Annotated in this window: 15 protein-coding genes and 1 riboswitch; of the genes, 8 read left to right on the top strand and 7 right to left on the bottom strand. The window is 67.5% G+C overall.

The window, feature by feature from the left end:
* The first annotated feature begins 114 nt into the window (after positions 1–114).
* A complete protein-coding gene (gene tldD, locus MU449_RS05390; RefSeq protein WP_244736977.1) occupies positions 115–1,536 on the top strand; it encodes a metalloprotease TldD in 1,422 nt (473 codons plus the stop codon).
* Here tldD and MU449_RS05385 read toward each other — a convergent pair.
* Together MU449_RS05385 and MU449_RS05380 are read right to left on the bottom strand one after the other, a co-directional pair.
* Positions 1,525–3,309: an AMP-binding protein gene (locus MU449_RS05385; RefSeq protein WP_244736976.1), complete on the bottom strand. Its 1,785-nt coding sequence runs from the start codon at positions 3,307–3,309 to the stop codon at positions 1,525–1,527. The two genes, tldD and MU449_RS05385, sit on opposite strands and share 12 nt — an antisense overlap.
* A gap of 13 nt (positions 3,310–3,322) precedes the next feature.
* Positions 3,323–5,092 (bottom strand): ABC transporter transmembrane domain-containing protein, encoded by a 1,770-nt coding sequence (locus tag MU449_RS05380; RefSeq protein ID WP_244736975.1) that lies wholly within the window; start codon positions 5,090–5,092, stop codon positions 3,323–3,325.
* Positions 5,093–5,222: 130 nt separating this feature from the next.
* Between MU449_RS05380 and MU449_RS05375 the strand changes: the two genes are divergently transcribed.
* The 7 genes from MU449_RS05375 to dps all read left to right on the top strand — a co-directional run bounded on the left by MU449_RS05375 (position 5,223) and on the right by dps (position 10,597).
* Complete coding sequence (locus tag MU449_RS05375; RefSeq protein ID WP_244736974.1) at positions 5,223–6,188, top strand: threonine ammonia-lyase; 966 nt, start codon at positions 5,223–5,225, stop codon at positions 6,186–6,188.
* Between the two features lie 57 nt (positions 6,189–6,245).
* Positions 6,246–6,407 carry a YqaE/Pmp3 family membrane protein gene (locus tag MU449_RS05370; RefSeq protein ID WP_244736973.1) on the top strand — a complete coding sequence of 54 codons (162 nt, stop codon included), beginning with the start codon at positions 6,246–6,248 and terminating at the stop codon, positions 6,405–6,407.
* 20 nt (positions 6,408–6,427) lie between these two features.
* Positions 6,428–6,889 carry a GNAT family N-acetyltransferase gene (locus MU449_RS05365; RefSeq protein ID WP_244736972.1) on the top strand — a complete coding sequence of 154 codons (462 nt, stop codon included), beginning with the start codon at positions 6,428–6,430 and terminating at the stop codon, positions 6,887–6,889.
* A 6-nt stretch (positions 6,890–6,895) separates the two neighbouring features.
* Positions 6,896–7,540, top strand: coding sequence for a hypothetical protein (locus MU449_RS05360; RefSeq protein WP_244736971.1), 645 nt, complete (start codon positions 6,896–6,898; stop codon positions 7,538–7,540).
* A gap of 39 nt (positions 7,541–7,579) precedes the next feature.
* On the top strand, positions 7,580–9,460 hold the full coding sequence (locus tag MU449_RS05355) for a hypothetical protein (protein WP_244736970.1): 1,881 nt from the start codon (positions 7,580–7,582) through the stop codon (positions 9,458–9,460).
* A gap of 71 nt (positions 9,461–9,531) precedes the next feature.
* A complete protein-coding gene (locus MU449_RS05350) occupies positions 9,532–10,014 on the top strand; it encodes a hypothetical protein (RefSeq protein WP_244736969.1) in 483 nt (160 codons plus the stop codon).
* 100 nt (positions 10,015–10,114) lie between these two features.
* Entirely contained in the window at positions 10,115–10,597 is a 483-nt protein-coding gene (gene dps, locus MU449_RS05345) for a DNA starvation/stationary phase protection protein Dps (protein ID WP_280517632.1), read from the top strand.
* A gap of 47 nt (positions 10,598–10,644) precedes the next feature.
* Here dps and MU449_RS05340 read toward each other — a convergent pair whose 3' ends face one another.
* From MU449_RS05340 to guaB, 5 genes are all read right to left on the bottom strand, one after another.
* Positions 10,645–11,400 (bottom strand): ABC transporter ATP-binding protein, encoded by a 756-nt coding sequence (locus tag MU449_RS05340; RefSeq protein ID WP_244736968.1) that lies wholly within the window; start codon positions 11,398–11,400, stop codon positions 10,645–10,647.
* Entirely contained in the window at positions 11,397–12,416 is a 1,020-nt protein-coding gene (locus MU449_RS05335) for a FecCD family ABC transporter permease (RefSeq protein WP_244736967.1), read from the bottom strand. Before MU449_RS05335 ends, MU449_RS05340 begins: the two co-directional genes overlap by 4 nt.
* Positions 12,413–13,408 carry an ABC transporter substrate-binding protein gene (locus MU449_RS05330; RefSeq protein WP_244736966.1) on the bottom strand — a complete coding sequence of 332 codons (996 nt, stop codon included), beginning with the start codon at positions 13,406–13,408 and terminating at the stop codon, positions 12,413–12,415. The genes MU449_RS05335 and MU449_RS05330 overlap by 4 nt, the downstream gene beginning before the upstream one ends.
* A 49-nt stretch (positions 13,409–13,457) precedes the next feature.
* Positions 13,458–13,641, bottom strand: a riboswitch (cobalamin riboswitch).
* Positions 13,642–13,658: 17 nt separating this feature from the next.
* Positions 13,659–14,183, bottom strand: a complete 525-nt coding sequence (thpR, locus tag MU449_RS05325; protein ID WP_244736965.1) for an RNA 2',3'-cyclic phosphodiesterase — start codon at positions 14,181–14,183, stop codon at positions 13,659–13,661.
* Between the two features lie 5 nt (positions 14,184–14,188).
* Entirely contained in the window at positions 14,189–15,637 is a 1,449-nt protein-coding gene (gene guaB, locus MU449_RS05320; protein ID WP_244736964.1) for an IMP dehydrogenase, read from the bottom strand.
* Positions 15,638–15,657: the final 20 nt, after the last annotated feature.

Genomic DNA, 15,657 nt, shown 5'->3' with positions numbered 1-15,657 from the left:
CCCGTATCGCAACTGGACATAACGCCCAAGGGGGGCGCGGATACGCATTGTTCAACGCCACGTCCTGCCCATATTAAGGCGCAACGACCGCCCTGACCAGAGCCGAGGATGACCATGCCAAACAGCCCCTTCCGCCCGTTCGAGACCCGTCTGGACGAAGGCCGCGCGCTGACCATCCTGCGCGATGCGGTGGCCGGCGCCGATGACGGAGAGCTGTTTCTGGAGCGCACGCGGTCCGAAAGCCTGGTTCTGGACGACGGTCGCCTCAAATCCGCAAGCTATGACGCGGTCGAAGGGTTCGGCCTGCGCGCCGTCCGGGGCGAGGTGGCGGGCTATGCCCATTCGACCGAGGTGTCCGAGGCGGCGCTTCTTCGCGCCGCCGACACCGCCCGTCTGGCGGTGGGGTCGGGCGGCGGCACGATGGCCCCGCCGCCCAAGGGGACGAACCGGCATCTGTATCACAACATCAACCCCATCACCGACGCGGCCTTCGCCGCCAAGGTGGACCTGCTGCGCGAGATCGACGCCTACGCCCGCGCGCTTGATCCGCGCGTGGTGCAGGTATCCGCATCACTGTCGGCCAGTCGGCAGGAGGTGGAGATCCTCCGCCCCGAAGGCCTGCGCCTGACCGACGCCCGCCCGATGGCCCGCATCAACATTTCGGTCATCGTCGAACGGAACGGCCAGCGGGAATCCGGCGGGATGGGGCGCGGTGGGCGTCATGGCCTGATCTCGCTGATGGATCCCGACCACTGGCAGCCGCTGGTGCGCGAGGCGGTGCGGATCGCCGTCCTGAACCTCGACGCGGTGCCCGCCCCGGCGGCGACGATGGACGTGGTTCTTGGCCCCGGCTGGCCGGGCATCCTGCTGCACGAGGCGGTGGGCCACGGGCTGGAGGGGGATTTCAACCGCAAGAAAACCTCTGCCTTCGCGGGGCTTCTGGGGCAACGCGTCGCCGCCCCCGGCGTGACCGTTCTGGACGACGGCACCCTGCCCGACCGCCGCGGCTCTCTCACCATCGACGACGAAGGGACGCCGTCCGCCCGCAACGTGCTGATCGAGGACGGGATCCTTGTCGGTTACATGCAGGATCGCCAGAACGCCCGCCTGATGGGGGTGGAGCCGACCGGCAACGGGCGGCGCGAAAGCTATGCCCATATTCCCATGCCGCGCATGACCAACACCTACATGACGGGCGGCGACGCCGATCCTGCCGCGATCCTGTCGGACCTGAAGGACGGCATCTATGCCGTGGGGTTCGGCGGCGGACAGGTGGACATCACCAATGGCAAGTTCGTCTTTTCCTGCACCGAAGCCTACCGCGTCCGAAACGGTCAGGTGCAGGAACCGATCAAGGGCGCCACGCTGATCGGTGACGGGGCGACGGCGCTGCAGCACATCCGCGCCATCGGCAACGACATGGCGCTGGACCCCGGCATCGGCAATTGCGGCAAGGCGGGCCAATGGGTGCCGGTGGGCGTGGGGCAGCCCACGCTGATGATCGGTGGGCTGACGATCGGCGGATCAGCGACCTGATTCGTCCCAGGCCCAGGCGACGGTGAAGGTGTCCAGCACCTCCGCCGCCCGGGCGCGGTCCGTGCCGGGGGAAATGCGGGCCACCAGACCGCGGTCGGCATCCTCCTCCACCCGCGCGACGGACGATCCCGTGCCGTCCAGTGCCGCGTCCAGAACCCGGGTGATCGCGCGTCGGCGCAATTCGGGCTTGAACACCTTGCCCACCGCCGTTTTCGGCAATTCGTCCACGATCTCGATATGGCGGGGCAGCGCCGCACGTTCGCCGATCCGATCCCTGGCGAAGGCGCGCAGGGCCACGCCGCTCGTCCGCCCTCCCGCCACCAATTCGACATAGGCGCAGGGCACTTCGCCCGCATGGGCGTCGGGCTGGCCGATGGCCCCCGCCATGGCCACGGCGGGATGGGCCATCAACGCCTCCTCGATATCGGCGGGGTCGATGTTGTGACCGCCCCGAATGATCAGATCCTTCGCCCGCCCCGTGATGAACAGATACCCGTCGCCGTCCAGCCGCCCCAGATCGCCGGTGGCCAGCCACGCACCGCCCGTTCCCGGACCACGGACATGGATCTCCCGCCCCGTGTCCACCCGCACCTCGGTATAGGGCATGGGAAGGCCGACCGACCCCACCTTCTTTTCCCCGTCCGGCGGGTTGGCGGCGATCAGGCAGGTCGACTCGGTCAGGCCATAGCCTTCGATGATCTCCACCCCCGCGACCTTCTTGAAGCGGTGGAACAGTTCGGCGGGCAGCGGGGCGGAGCCGGAAAACACCACCCGCAGGCTGGAAATGTCGGCATCGACCTTCTTCTGCATCAGCACCGACAGCGCCGTCGGCACCGCGAAAAGATAGGTCGCCCGGTGCGCCTCCACCCACCGCCACAGGGCATCGAACACCCCCGCCCCGCGATATCCGGCGGGCGTGGGCATCACCACATGCGCGCCCGACGCGATGGCCGACATCAGCGCGGGATAGGCCGCGAACACATGAAACAGCGGCAACGGCAGCAGAATCACATCCTCCGCCGTGAACAAAAGCCGCCTGCCGACCCAACCGTTATAGATCATGCCCGACACGCGATGCAGCGCCAGTTTCGGCATCCCCGTCGTGCCGCCCGTATGGAAACAGGCGGCCACGCGGTCGATATCGGGGTCGTCAAAGGTGAGGTCGGTCGGCTGCGCCGTCAGATCGAACTCCACCACCTTCGCCCGATGCCGCACCCGCAGGCGGGGACGCATCAACCCCACTACCCACGATTTCGGCGCGGCCAGATGCGGCAGCAGGTCCACCTCCATCAGCGTGCGCACCTGCGGCGCCCCCACCAGCGCCTTGGCCACGCGCTGCGCAATGTCGGTCTTGGGAAAGGGTTTCAGCGTGACGACGACCTTGGCCCCCGTCTCGCGCAGCAGGGCGGCGATCTGGCCCGGCTCCAGCAGCGGGTTGATGGGCACGACCACCCCCGCGATCATGCCGCCCAGAAGCGCCGCCGCCGTTTCCGGCGCATTGGGCAAAATCAGGGCCACGCGATCCTCGGCGCCGATGCCAAGGCTGCGGAACAGGTTCGCCGCCTGCACCGCGCGGGTCCGCAGGGTCTGCCAGTCCCAGGTGGTGACCTTGCTGTTCGGATCGGCCAGCAGGCGGAAAGTCAGCGCGGGCCGATCGCCATGCCGCGCTACGCCGTCATCCAGAAAGCGCAGCATCGTCGCAGGGCGCGGGCGGTCGTCCCAGGAGGCCTCCGCCTCGATCTCCTCCCGGTCGGCGCGGGTTGCGAAAGACATCGATCCTCCCCGATCAACTGTCGGTAAACTGCAACCTCGCAAGCCGCGCGTAAAGCCCCCCATCGGCAATCAGGCTGTCATGCGTGCCGGTCGCCACGACCCGCCCGTGATCCAGCACGACGATCCGGTCCGCCGTCTTCACCGTGGCCAGACGGTGGGCGATGACGATGACCGTGCGCCCTTCGGCCAGCCGCTCCATCGCCGCCTGCACCGCCGCCTCCGACTCGGCATCCAGCGCCGAGGTCGCCTCGTCCAGCAGCAGGATACGGGCATCGCGCAGGATGGCGCGAGCGATGGCAATGCGCTGCTTCTGCCCGCCCGACAGCATCACACCACGTTCCCCCACCTGCGTGTCATACCCCTCGGGAAGAGCGGTCAGGAAATCATGCGCGGCGGCGGCGCGGGCGGCGGCCTCCACCTCGGCATCCGTCGCCTCCGGGCGGCCGAAACGGATGTTGTCGCGGGCCGTGGCGGCAAAGATCACCGGATCCTGCGGCACCAGCGCGATGTCGCGGCGAAAATCGGCCCGGGCCAGGGTGGCGATGTCCACCCCGTCAATCCGCACCACGCCCGCCTGCGGATCATAGAACCGCAGCAACAGTTGCAGAACCGTCGTCTTCCCCGCGCCGGACGGGCCGACCAGCGCCACCGTCTCCCCCGCCGCCACATGCAACGTCACCCCGTCCAATGCCGATTGACCGGGGCGCTGGGGATAATGGAACCGCACATCGTCGAACGCGATCTCGCCCCGCACGGGGCGCGGCATGGGCACGGGGGTCGCGGGATCGGTGATCGGATCCTCGGCGGCCAGCAGCTCGCTCAGCCGTTCGGTGGCCCCGGCAGCCCGCTGCAATTCGCCCCAGATTTCCGACAGCGCGCCCACAGAACCCGCCACCAGCACGGAATAGATGACGAACTGCACCAGTTCGCCCGTCGTCATCCCCTCCACCCGAACATCGCGCGCGCCGACCCAAAGAACGCCCACAACACCCGAGAAGACAAGGAAGATCACGATCATCGTCATCACCGCCCGCGTGGTGATGCGGCGGCGGGCGGCGGCAAAGGCCGCCTCGTTCAGGGCGTCGAACCGGGCGCGGGTCGCGGATTCCTGGGTGAAGGCCTGCACGGTGGGGATGGCCATCAGCACCTCCACCGCGTTGCCTGAGGATTGCGCGATAAGATCCTGATTGACCCTGGAAAACGTGCGCAAGCGGCGCCCCATCACCACGATCGGCACGATGACAAGCGGCACCAGCAACAGCACCAGCCCCGTCAGCTTGGCCGAGGTGAAGACCATCAGCACCAGCCCGCCCGTCAGCATGAGGATGTTGCGCAGCGCGATGGATACCGACGATCCGATGACCGACAGGATCAGCGTCGTGTCGGTCGTCAGGCGCGAGATGACCTCTCCGGTGACCACATTCTCGAAATACCCGGGGCTCATCCCCGTGACGCGGGCGAACAGCGCGCGGCGGATGTCGGCCACCACCCGTTCCCCCAGCCGCGTGACCATGTAATACCGCGCGCCCGTGCCCACCGCCAACACCGCGGCAATCCCAAGGAACGCAAGGAAATAGTCGTCCAGCAGCGCCTCGGTCGAGGTGCCAAACCCGTCCACCACCCGCCGGACGGCCAAGGGCAGCGACAAGCTCGCCCCCGCCGTGACGGTCAGCGCGATCAGCGTCCCGGCCACCAGCAGGCGATAGGGGCGCAGGAACGGCACCAGCGCGCGCAGTGCCCCCACGCGCCGCGACGGCGTGCGATCCGGGATGGTCTTGCTCATCGGGTGCCCTCCTGCCATGCCCGCGCGGGTGTAGGCCCATGACGGTCTGCGGGCAAGGCGCGTTTCGTCCACCCCCTTTCCCCGCCCCCGAACCTGTGCCACGACTTGTCCCGCAGACAGGAGACCGCCCATGGATATCGAGATGATCGCCGCCGCCGCCGCCCGCGCCAAGGGTGAGGTCCTGCGGACCCCCCTGCTGACCTCGCCCTTTCTGGACGAGATCGCGGGCCGGCGGGTGTTCGTGAAGGCGGAATGCCTGCAACATACGGGATCGTTCAAGTTTCGCGGGGCATGGTCCGCCGTCTCGGCGCTGGATCCGGCCACACGGGCACGTGGGGTCATTGCGTTTTCGTCGGGCAACCATGCGCAAGGGGTCGCGCTGGCCGCCCGCCGCCACGATGCCCCCGCCGTGATCGTCATGCCCGCCGATGCGCCCGCGCTGAAGATCGCGAACACCCGCGCCCTGGGCGGCGAGGTCGTGCTCTACGACCGCTATTCCGAAAGCCGGGAGGAGATCGGCGAACGTCTGGCCGCCGAACGTGGACTGACGCTGATCCGCCCCTATGACGAACCGCAGGTGATCGCGGGACAGGGCACGATGGGCCTGGAGATCGCCGAACAGGCGGCCGAAATGGGGGTTCGCGCCGCCGATGTCCTTGTCTGCTGCGGCGGCGGCGGTCTGTCGGCGGGCACGGCATTGGCGCTGGAAGGCTCGTCCCTGCGGGTGCGCACGGCGGAACCGGAGGCGTTCGACGACATGGCCCGTTCCCTGGCCACGGGAACGCCGGTCGGCAACGCGCCCGCCACGTCGATCTGCGACGCGATCGTCACGCCCGAACCGGGGCGGCTGACCTTTCCCATCCTGCAGCGGCTGGCCGGTCCGGGCCTTGCGATCAGCGATGACGAGGCGCTGCGCGCGATGGCGCTGGCCTTCCAGCGGTTGAAGATCGTGGTCGAACCCGGCGGGGCCGTGGCCCTGGCCGCCGCCCTTTTCCGCCGCGACCGGATCGAGGGCGACGCCGTGATCTGCGTCGCCTCGGGCGGGAATGTGGATGCGGCGATGTTTGCGCGCGCGTTGACCACGCTGGACGGTTGACGGGCGAACCCGCAGGATTACCTCCCGAATTCTGTGACATAGCGAAAAAGCGAACCCATGGCCGACCTTATCCGTATCATCATCGCGATCCTGCTTCCGCCGCTGGGCGTCTTTCTGCAGGTGGGCTTTCGCGGGGCGTTCTGGCTGAACATCCTTCTGACGCTTCTGGGCTATATCCCCGGGATCGTGCATGCCGTATGGATCATCGCGAAACGCTAAGTCATATCACGGCAGGCCCCATGACCGTCACCATCGGCAAAGAAGATCCGCGCAGCCCCGACCTGGCACCGATGATGCAGCGGCATCACGACGCCATGCACGCGGACACGCCCCCCGGATCGAACCACATGCTGGACGCCAGCGGGCTGCATTCGCCGCAGATCGACTTCTATGTCCTGCGCGACAACGGCACGGCGCTTGGCATGGGCGCGCTGAAGCGGCTGGACGCCACCCATGCCGAGATCAAGTCGATGCATGTTCTGGCCGAAGCCCGGGGTCGCGGCCTTGCCCGCCAGATGGTCGTCTTTCTGCTGGACGAGGCGCGGGCCATGGGCATCACCCAGATCAGCCTTGAAACCGGCGCGCAGCCCAGCTTTCAACCGGCGCGCACCCTGTATCAGGCCTTCGGCTTCAACGAATGCCCCCCGTTCGGAAGCTATGCCCCCGATCCCGCCAGCACCTTCATGACCCGCCAGCTGTAGCGCCCTATGATAGATTGGGTTCTCGACCATTCTCCGTTCCTGATGTTCTGCGCGACGGCCATCACGTCCGTCGTGTGGATCATCTATCTTCAGGTGTTCCTGCGCAGCTATCTGCGGCAACGCCGGTCGATGATCCTGATCACCGCCGCGGGCGGGCGCGGAATGGAAAGCCATTGCATCGTGACGCAGTTGGGGTTGGAGCCGATTTCGATCCTCAGCGTCATTCTGGACGTGGCGGATGACACGACCAGCTTGCGCGCCGTGATCCCCGAACGCAACGAACTGATGGTCGATGAGGGGAACGAACAGACCCTGGCCACCAACCAGGGCCCGATGGCCGTTGGCACCATGCGCGACATCGGGCGGTTTTCGACCCTGTTGAAACGCGCCACCGACGACAACCCCGAAATCAGCGAGATGGGCGAGATCGTCCGCATCACCGTGACGATCGTCGCGGCCACCAGCGCCGGGCCGACCCTGACCGGCGCCGCCCGCAGCTTTGCCAAGGTCGTGGAGCAGTCGGGCCGCACGCGGATGCGCGGCATGACCGTGGAAACCCGGCAGTTGCACACGCGCAAGGATCGCCGTGCCCTGTTGGGGATCCTGACGCAGGATCTTCAGGACAACCGGGTTCCGACCACGAGGGCGTGACGCCAAGACACCCTCCCATCCCAACGGAAAAGGCCGAAGATGTCCCTCGATCTCCCCCCCGCCACGCGCCGCCATGTGCTGATCGGCCTTGCCGCCACCGCCCTGCCCATCCCCGTCTGGGCCGCGCCGGAGGATGTGCCGGAGGGTCTTGTCGCGGGGGGCGACACGACACCGGACGAATGGGGCATCGTCCAGCGGCAGGATCAAACCGAACGCATCGCCCGGATGCTGGACTGGGCCTCCGCCACGCGCAGCCGCGTCGTCTGGCCGGATGGCGGGGAATACTGGCTGGGCGAATATGGCAACACAGGCGACGCGGTCTATGCCAACTGGCATTGCCCGGGCATCTGCACCCTGCGCAGCCTGAAGACCGCGCCGACCGACGGGGACAGCTTCATTCGCCTGTCCGGTCAGACGGTGACAAACACGTCCATCACCGCCTCCACCCCCGCCGGCGTGACCGAGATCGAGGTCGGAACCACGCGCGACCTGCGCCCCGGCCATCTGGCGCTGATCGGCACGACAAAGACCATCGACACGGATTCGCGCGGTCAGGCCCGCGACGGCATCGTCTCGCGGGTGGAGGAGGTCCTGTCCCCCACCCGCGTTCGCCTGTCCGACGCGCTGCCCTTTCCCATCATGATCGGCACGAGCGAGGGCACGGTCGTGGACCGGGACGGCACCTTCCTGCGCGCCGACGGGCTGGCGATCGACGCGGCAGAGGCGCGCCACACCCTGCGCTTCACCACGGGGCGCGCCGCCGACAAGACGGCCCGCATCGTGGATTACGACCCCGAGCGGCAGACCCTGATCACCCATGGCAGCAACAACACCGTGCCGGACGAGGTGCGGCCGGGGGACCGGTTCGTCATCGAACGCGCCGCGTCGGTCCTGTTTTCCGCCCCCGCGTTCGTGGCGATCTCCGGTCTCGTTTTCATGCGCGAGGAACATCGGGTCACGAACCCGACCAAGGGCACGGCGGGATTCGTGGGCCTTGTGATGGCGCGGACCTCGGGCGCGGTGGTGGACCGGGTGGCGGTGGCCAACTTCTCCGCGTGCGGCATACGGACGGAATGGTGTTATGGCACCGACATGACGAATCTGCGGCTGACCGGAGCGAACCGGGTGTTCGACCGTTATGACGGCACGGGATACGGCCTGGCCATCTTCCAGTCGAGCTTCGGGCGGTTCGTGGACATCACCGGCCACCGCTGCCGCCGGCTGATCGATGTGGGGGGCACGCAAGGGGTGTCGTGGAACAACATCCTGCGCGACATCACCGCGTCGGGCGGGGGGATGGGGTTCGGCGGCGATGCGTTCTGGCCCGAAGGGGACCAGTTGGTGGAAGTGGCCGGATCGCATGGCGGCGCGGCGGGCACGCTCTATCAGAACATCTCCGGCCATGATGTGCAGGGCGTGCTGAACATCCGCGGCCTGAACGAAACGGCGCGCGGCCTTTACGGGCATGGGCGGATGGACCGGATGATCCTGATGCAATACGGCGGTTCCGGTCTTGTCGCCTCCGACATCCGATACGAGGACGGGGTGACCCAGCTTGGCCCCGCCGAAAACGCCCGCAATTACGAGGCGGGGGCCGATTGGCTGAACCGACGCCTGCGCACGGTCGTGCGGTTCCGCACCGACAATTACGGCAAGACCCGCCTGACCCGGATCGAGGGGGTGCAGGCCAACGGTCTTCAGCAGGCGGTGTTTCTGGGCTCGGGCGGCCGGGGAACGGTGGACAACCTGATCTATGGCGACATCGTCGTCACCACCGACAACGAAGGCGGGGCCTTCCCGGATTTCCACCTGTTCGGCGGGCAGGCCGAGGTGGGGCGCACCGTGATCGCCCTGAACACCCCCGTCATCCTGAACAGCGAGGCGTTCCCCAAGGCGCGCGTGGACCTGAACGGCGCCTAACCGGCGCGACGGTCTGGCGCCTTGCCCCTCCCCCCGTTTCGCCCCAAATGGTCAGGGGCAAGGGGGGATTCATGGGATACATCGTCGCCGCCGCCATTCTGGCGCTTCTGGTCATCGGCTTCACACGCCGCACGGTCGCGGTCATGGCGGGGCTGGTCGCGTTGATGTTCGCCAGCGTCGCCATCTATCTGGCCCATCAACGGGCCGCGCAGCGCGACGTTGCGGACCGGAACGCGCGCCTTGTGACCGAGGTCGTGTTCGACACCACCTGCCCGCCCCTGACCCCGCTGCGTCTGATCCTCGACAACACCTCGGGCCTGCGGCTGGATGCGGTGACGTTTGATCTTGCCGGATACCGCGAAGGCTACAGCGTCCCCCTCTATCGCAGCCGCGACGTTTTTTCCGATCGGATCGTGCCGGCGGGCGCGGTCTGGGCCGATTGCCACCCCCTGCCCGAGGCCATTCGCGGCACCGATGTCACGCCCTTGGCCGAAAACCCGCCCGAAACCCTGGTCTGGACCGTGCAGAACCTGCGCGGCACGTTCGGCCAATAGCGGACCACGCATGAAAATTCGCGCCCCTGTCGGAACTTTCGGGCGGGGTCGCGCGCTGTCCTCGTGAACGGGCACCGGCCCGGCAATGAAAGGACACAAGATGCGCGAACGGTTCGCAAGTGGTTTGGACGACAAGGCAGCCAAGGTCTCGATCGAGGCGTTGCAGACCAACCTGAGCATGGTGATCGACCTTCAGCTGTCGGTGAAGCAGGCGCATTGGAACCTGCGCGGCAACAACTTCATCGGCGTCCACGAACTTCTGGATTCCGCCTATACCAACCTCAGCGATATTCTGGACACCATCGCGGAACGCTGCGTCATTCTGGGCGGCACGCCGATCGGCACGTCGCAGCATGTGGCAAAGGAAACGCCACTCGCCCCCTATCCCACCGACATCATCGCGGTGAAGGATCACGTCAAGGAGCTGACCGAACGCTACAAGCAAGTGGCGGCATCGCTGCGCGAAGCGATCGACACCACCAGCGAGGCGGGCGACGAGGACACCTCGGACCTGTTCACCGGGGCCAGCCGGACGGTTGACAAGGATGCGTGGTTCATCGGCTCGAACTCCGAAGGGAACTGAGGGCGGCTTCGCCGTGACGGAAACGCCCGCAGCGATGCGGGCGTTTTTTATGGGTAATAGGTGATCCGGGGGCATCCCTCCACAATCTCCACCCCCGCCCGAACGCGAAAGACCCGCCGGATCAGCTCCGCCGTAAGAACGTCCGCAGGCGGGCCTATGGCGGCGATGCGTCCACCCTCCATCACCAGAATCCGGTGACAGAACATCGCCGCATGGTTCAGATCGTGCAGCGCGATCACGGTCGTCAGCCGCAAGGTCGCAAGCAACCGCAGCAGATCGAACTGATGGGCGATGTCCAGATGGTTGGTGGGTTCGTCCAGAAGAATCTCCTGCGGATCCTGGGCCAGCGCGCGGGCGATCTGGATGCGCTGCTGCTCCCCCCCCGACAAGGTGTGCCAATCCTGATGGCGATGCGCCGTCATTCCCACGCGCTCCAACGCGTCGGACACCGCCGCCTCATCCCCCGCGGTCCACGCCGTGAAGGGGCCGCGGCGTGGCAGGCGACCCAGCCGCACCACATCCACCGCAGCCATGCGCAAACTCGTCTCGCTTTTCTGCGCCACGACGGCCAGACGCCCCGCCAACTGGCGACGCGGCATGTCGGCCACCGCCACGCCTTCCAGCGTGACCCGGCCCGTCGCAGGGCGGCGGCTGCCCGCCATCAGGCGCAACAGGCTTGACTTGCCCGATCCGTTCGGCCCGAGGATCCCCAGAATCTCCCCCGTCTGCACGTCGAAGGTCACATCGTGCAGGATGGCGTGTGTGCGATGGGCAAAGCCCAGATGGCGGACCTGAAAGCTCATCCCCGTCGCGTCCCCAGCAGAATAAGGGTGAAGACCGGGGCCCCGAACAACGCGGTCACGACCCCAATGGGCACCACCTGCCCCGGCACGATGATGCGCGACAGGATATCGGCCAGCACCATGAAGATCGCCCCCGCCCCGACGCAGGCCGGAAGCAGGCGCATGTGGTCGGCCCCCGTCAGGAACCGCACCGCATGGGGCACGACCAGACCCACGAAGCCCACCGCCCCCACAAGGCTGACCATCACGCCGGTCATCAATGCGGTCACGGCGAACAGAATGACCCGCAGCCGCCCGACCGCCACGCCCAGACTGGCCGCCGCCTCCTCGCCAAAGGCGAAGGCGTCCAGCGCGCGGGCGTGGCGCAGGCACAGGGCGAGCCCCAGGACCACCACCGGCACCGCCACCCAGACGTCGGGCCACCGGATGCCACCAAGCCCGCCCAGCAACCAGAACATCACCCCCCGCGCCTGTTCGGCGCTGGCCGATGTGGTGACGATGAACGAGGTGGCCGCGTTGAAAAGTTGCGATCCGGCGATACCGGCAAGGATGATCCGCTCGATCCCGCCGCCCGCGCCCTGCGCCAGCAGGACGACGAAGGCGAAGGCCGCCACGGCCCCCACCAGCGCGCCCATCGACAGGCCGATCGTCCCCGCGCCCACGCCCAGCACCATGACCGCCACCGCCCCGGTCGACGCCCCTGCCGAAATCCCAAGGAGATAAGGCTCGGCCAGCGGATTGCGCAGCAGCGCCTGCAACACCGCCCCCGAAAGGGCCAGCGCACCCCCGCAGCAGGCCGTGACGATCGCGCGGCTGAGGCGATAGTGCCAGATGATCCCCGCCTCCATCCGGTCCACCGGCAGATCGGTGCCGATCACACCGTTCGACACCGCCGCGAACACCGCGCGCAAGGGAATGGGGGCCTCCCCCACGGATACGGCCAGCGCCATGGTCAGGACCAGCGCCGCCCCCCCCGCCAGGATGACCGCCATCCAGCCAAGATGGCCCTTGGTCATGGGGCGAGGTCCATCCCGCGCAGGGCCGCCGCCAAGGTGTCGATGGCGTCGAAGGTGCGGATGGTTCCGTTCATTCCCTGCGCGTCCATCACCACGATCCGGCCCTCGCGCACCGCCGTGATGTTGCGCGCGACGGGATCGGTTTCCAGAAACTGCCGTTTGGAGGCGGCGCTGTCGGCGGCATAGCGGCGGCGGTCCATCTCGCCCAGCACGATCACGTCGGGATCGGCGGCGGCGATGGTTTCCCAGCCCACCAGCGGCCATTCCTCGTTCGAGGTGATGACGTTCGTCAGGCCGACCACCTTCGACATATATCCCGGCGCACCCAACGCCCCGGCGACATAGGCCTCGCCGTCGATTTCGGGGCTGGAGAACCAGTAGACCACCTTCACATCCCGGCCCGCCCCCACCGCGGCGCCTTCGGCCTCCGCCTCGCGGGTCCGCAGGGCCGCAGTCAGGGCGGCGCCCCGGTCGGGAACGGCGAAGATCGCCGCCATCTCGTCAACGGTGCGATAGATGAGGTCCGTCGTCCACGCCACCTCCCGCGCGCCGTCCCCCGTGCTGAAATCCGATTTCGCGCATTCGCCGGGGTTCACATAGACGGGCAGCCGGAAATCGTCGAACTGCTCCATGCTGGCCACACGCCCGCTTCCGGGTTCGACATCGGCATACCATTCGGTCATCACCAGATCGGGACGAACGGACAGGACGGATTCGAAACTGGGGCTGCCGCTTTCCGACAGGTGGGGAATGCCCGCATCATCTTCGGCAATCGCGGCCGGAAGCGGCCCGATCCAGATCGCCGTGCCCGCGATGGACGGGGCCAGACCCAGGGTATAGGCGATTTCGGTCATGCCCTGACCCATCGACACGGCCCGGGTCGGCGCGGCCTCGAATGTCAGGGTGCGGCCGCAGTTCTCGATGGTGACGGGGGCCGCAAGGGCGGGGGTGGACAACAGGCCGACCAGAAGCGGCGGAAGCAGGATGCGCATCGTCATTCTCCTCGATGCGCCCACCGCACATCGCATATGGGACAGGGCCGGATCGTTCCGGCTGACGGCAGGTCTCCTGACTCGCGTCCGTTGCGTGGCACGCCTTCCCGCCGATGGCAGTGGCCGGCCCTTGGGCCATGTGCGACGCGGCCGCCTACAGTTGCGGGGGCAGTTGCGGACTTCACCGCATTCCCTTTTGATCCCGTGAGGGAACCGTCGCCCTTGGGGTTAGGGGGTCCGGCGGCCCCTGTCAATCTTGGGGAAAGTCCAGATCGTCCAGCTCGTGATATTCGGCGCCGTCGGGGCGAAGCAGGGATTGATAGAGAACCAGCCGCTCTGCCGCCGCCTGCCCCACGGGCCGGGCGGCTCGGCCAAGCGCGGAGGCCAGCCGTTCCGCCTCCGCACCCGTCAGGGTGCCGTGGCGCGCGACGGTGATGTGCGGGCGAAACCGGCGGCGCGGCAGGTCCAGCCCCGCCTGCCGCAAGCGGCGGGCCAAGGCGTCATGCAGGTCGATCAAGGCAGGCTCCGGCACCACATGGACCACCACCGCGCCCGAGGCCAGCGTGTCCAACGCGCCCAAGGTCAGGGTCACGGGGCGCAGGGGAAGGGTTGCGACATCCTCCCACGCCTCGGCCAGAACGGCGTCCCGCACCTCGCCCAGAAAATGCAAGGTCAGGTGCGGGGTATCGACGGCCCGCGTATTGGGCAGGTCAGTCAGCGGGTCCAGCACCGCCGCCAGCGCCTCGGGCACCGGGATGGCAAGGAAGGCCCGCATCCGGGTTAGCCGATGCGGTAGTTCGGGCTTTCGCGCGTGATGGTCACGTCATGAACGTGGCTCTCGCTCAGCCCGGCATTGGTGATGCGCACGAATTCGCATTTCGACCGCATATCCGCGACCGTCGCGTTGCCGGTATAGCCCATGGAGGCGCGAAGACCCCCGACCAGTTGGTGGATCACCGCGCCCGCCGGACCCTTGTAGGGCACCTGCCCCTCGATCCCCTCGGGCACCAGCTTGTCAGAGGCGGCGTCTTTCTGGAAATACCGATCGGCGGAGCCACGGGCCATGGCACCCAGACTTCCCATGCCACGATAGGATTTGTAGCTACGCCCTTGATAAAGAATGACTTCCCCAGGGCTTTCATCGGTGCCGGCAATGGCCGATCCCACCATCGCACAGCTTGCGCCCGCCGCGATGGCCTTGGCGAAATCGCCCGAGAACTTGATGCCGCCATCGGCGATGACGGGCACGTCGCCCGCCGCGCGGGAGGCGTCCATGATCGCCGTCAGCTGCGGCACGCCCACACCCGCCACGATCCGCGTGGTGCAGATGGAGCCGGGGCCGATCCCCACTTTCACTGCATCCGCGCCCGCATCGATCAGCGCCCGGGTCGCGGCCGCCGTTGCCACGTTCCCCGCCACGACCTGAATGTCGGACGAGATCGCCTTGATCCGCGCCACCGCCTTCGCCACACCTTCGGAATGGCCGTGCGCGGTGTCGATCACCACCATGTCCACACCCGCATCGATCAGCGCCTCGGACCGCTCGAACCCTGCATCGCCGACCGTGGAGGCCGCCGCCACGCGCAGTCGCCCCAGATCGTCCTTGCAGGCGTTGGGGTTCAGCACCGACTTCTCGCTGTCCTTCAGCGTCAGCAGGCCCGTCAGCTTGCCCATGCCGTCCGTGACCAGCAGTTTTTCGATCCGGCGGGCCTTCATCAGGTCGATCGCCGTCGCACGGTCCGCCGGTTCCTGCAAGATCGCGAGGTTGTCCGAGGTCATCATCACCGACACCGGCGTCTTGTCGTCCGAGGCGAACCGCATGTCGCGGTTCGTCACGATGCCCACGACGCGGCCCATCTCGTCCACCACCGGAAAGCCCGTGACGTTGTAGCGTTCGCACAGCGCCTTGGCGTCGGCCAGCGTCTGGTTGGCGCGCAGCGTGATGGGGTTATAGACGATGCCGCTTTCGAACCGCTTCACGCGGCGAACCTCATCGGCCTGTTTCGCGATGTCGAGGTTGCGGTGAACCACTCCCATGCCGCCCGCCTGCGCCATGGCGATCGCCATGCGCGCCTCGGTCACGGTATCCATGGCCGAGGACAAAAGCGGGATGTTCAGCCGGATCGCCTTGGTGACGAAGGTGGACACATCGGCATCCGACGGCAGGACCGAGCTGGCTGCGGGAACAAGAAGAACATCGTCGAAGGTGAATGCCTCGCGAATCTCCATGGGGTATCTCCTTGGGAGGG

The sequence above is a fragment of the Falsirhodobacter halotolerans genome, assembly GCF_022899245.1.
GTDB lineage: Bacteria > Pseudomonadota > Alphaproteobacteria > Rhodobacterales > Rhodobacteraceae > Falsirhodobacter > Falsirhodobacter halotolerans.
This window is presented reverse-complemented; position numbering and strand designations above follow the sequence as displayed.

What these genes read in the sequence shown, in the direction of transcription:
- MU449_RS05365 (WP_244736972.1), top strand. Translation starts at nt 6,428, where the DNA reads ATGACCGTCACCATCGGCAAAGAAGATCCGCGCAGCCCCGACCTGGCA.
- MU449_RS05330 (WP_244736966.1), bottom strand. Translation starts at nt 13,408, where the DNA reads ATGCGCATCCTGCTTCCGCCGCTTCTGGTCGGCCTGTTGTCCACCCCC.
- thpR (WP_244736965.1), bottom strand. Translation starts at nt 14,183, where the DNA reads ATGCGGGCCTTCCTTGCCATCCCGGTGCCCGAGGCGCTGGCGGCGGTG.
- MU449_RS05335 (WP_244736967.1), bottom strand. Translation starts at nt 12,416, where the DNA reads ATGACCAAGGGCCATCTTGGCTGGATGGCGGTCATCCTGGCGGGGGGG.
- MU449_RS05340 (WP_244736968.1), bottom strand. Translation starts at nt 11,400, where the DNA reads ATGAGCTTTCAGGTCCGCCATCTGGGCTTTGCCCATCGCACACACGCC.
- MU449_RS05375 (WP_244736974.1), top strand. Translation starts at nt 5,223, where the DNA reads ATGGATATCGAGATGATCGCCGCCGCCGCCGCCCGCGCCAAGGGTGAG.
- tldD (WP_244736977.1), top strand. Translation starts at nt 115, where the DNA reads ATGCCAAACAGCCCCTTCCGCCCGTTCGAGACCCGTCTGGACGAAGGC.
- MU449_RS05370 (WP_244736973.1), top strand. Translation starts at nt 6,246, where the DNA reads ATGGCCGACCTTATCCGTATCATCATCGCGATCCTGCTTCCGCCGCTG.
- dps (WP_280517632.1), top strand. Translation starts at nt 10,115, where the DNA reads ATGCGCGAACGGTTCGCAAGTGGTTTGGACGACAAGGCAGCCAAGGTC.
- guaB (WP_244736964.1), bottom strand. Translation starts at nt 15,637, where the DNA reads ATGGAGATTCGCGAGGCATTCACCTTCGACGATGTTCTTCTTGTTCCC.
- MU449_RS05350 (WP_244736969.1), top strand. Translation starts at nt 9,532, where the DNA reads ATGGGATACATCGTCGCCGCCGCCATTCTGGCGCTTCTGGTCATCGGC.
- MU449_RS05385 (WP_244736976.1), bottom strand. Translation starts at nt 3,309, where the DNA reads ATGTCTTTCGCAACCCGCGCCGACCGGGAGGAGATCGAGGCGGAGGCC.
- MU449_RS05360 (WP_244736971.1), top strand. Translation starts at nt 6,896, where the DNA reads ATGATAGATTGGGTTCTCGACCATTCTCCGTTCCTGATGTTCTGCGCG.
- MU449_RS05380 (WP_244736975.1), bottom strand. Translation starts at nt 5,092, where the DNA reads ATGAGCAAGACCATCCCGGATCGCACGCCGTCGCGGCGCGTGGGGGCA.
- MU449_RS05355 (WP_244736970.1), top strand. Translation starts at nt 7,580, where the DNA reads ATGTCCCTCGATCTCCCCCCCGCCACGCGCCGCCATGTGCTGATCGGC.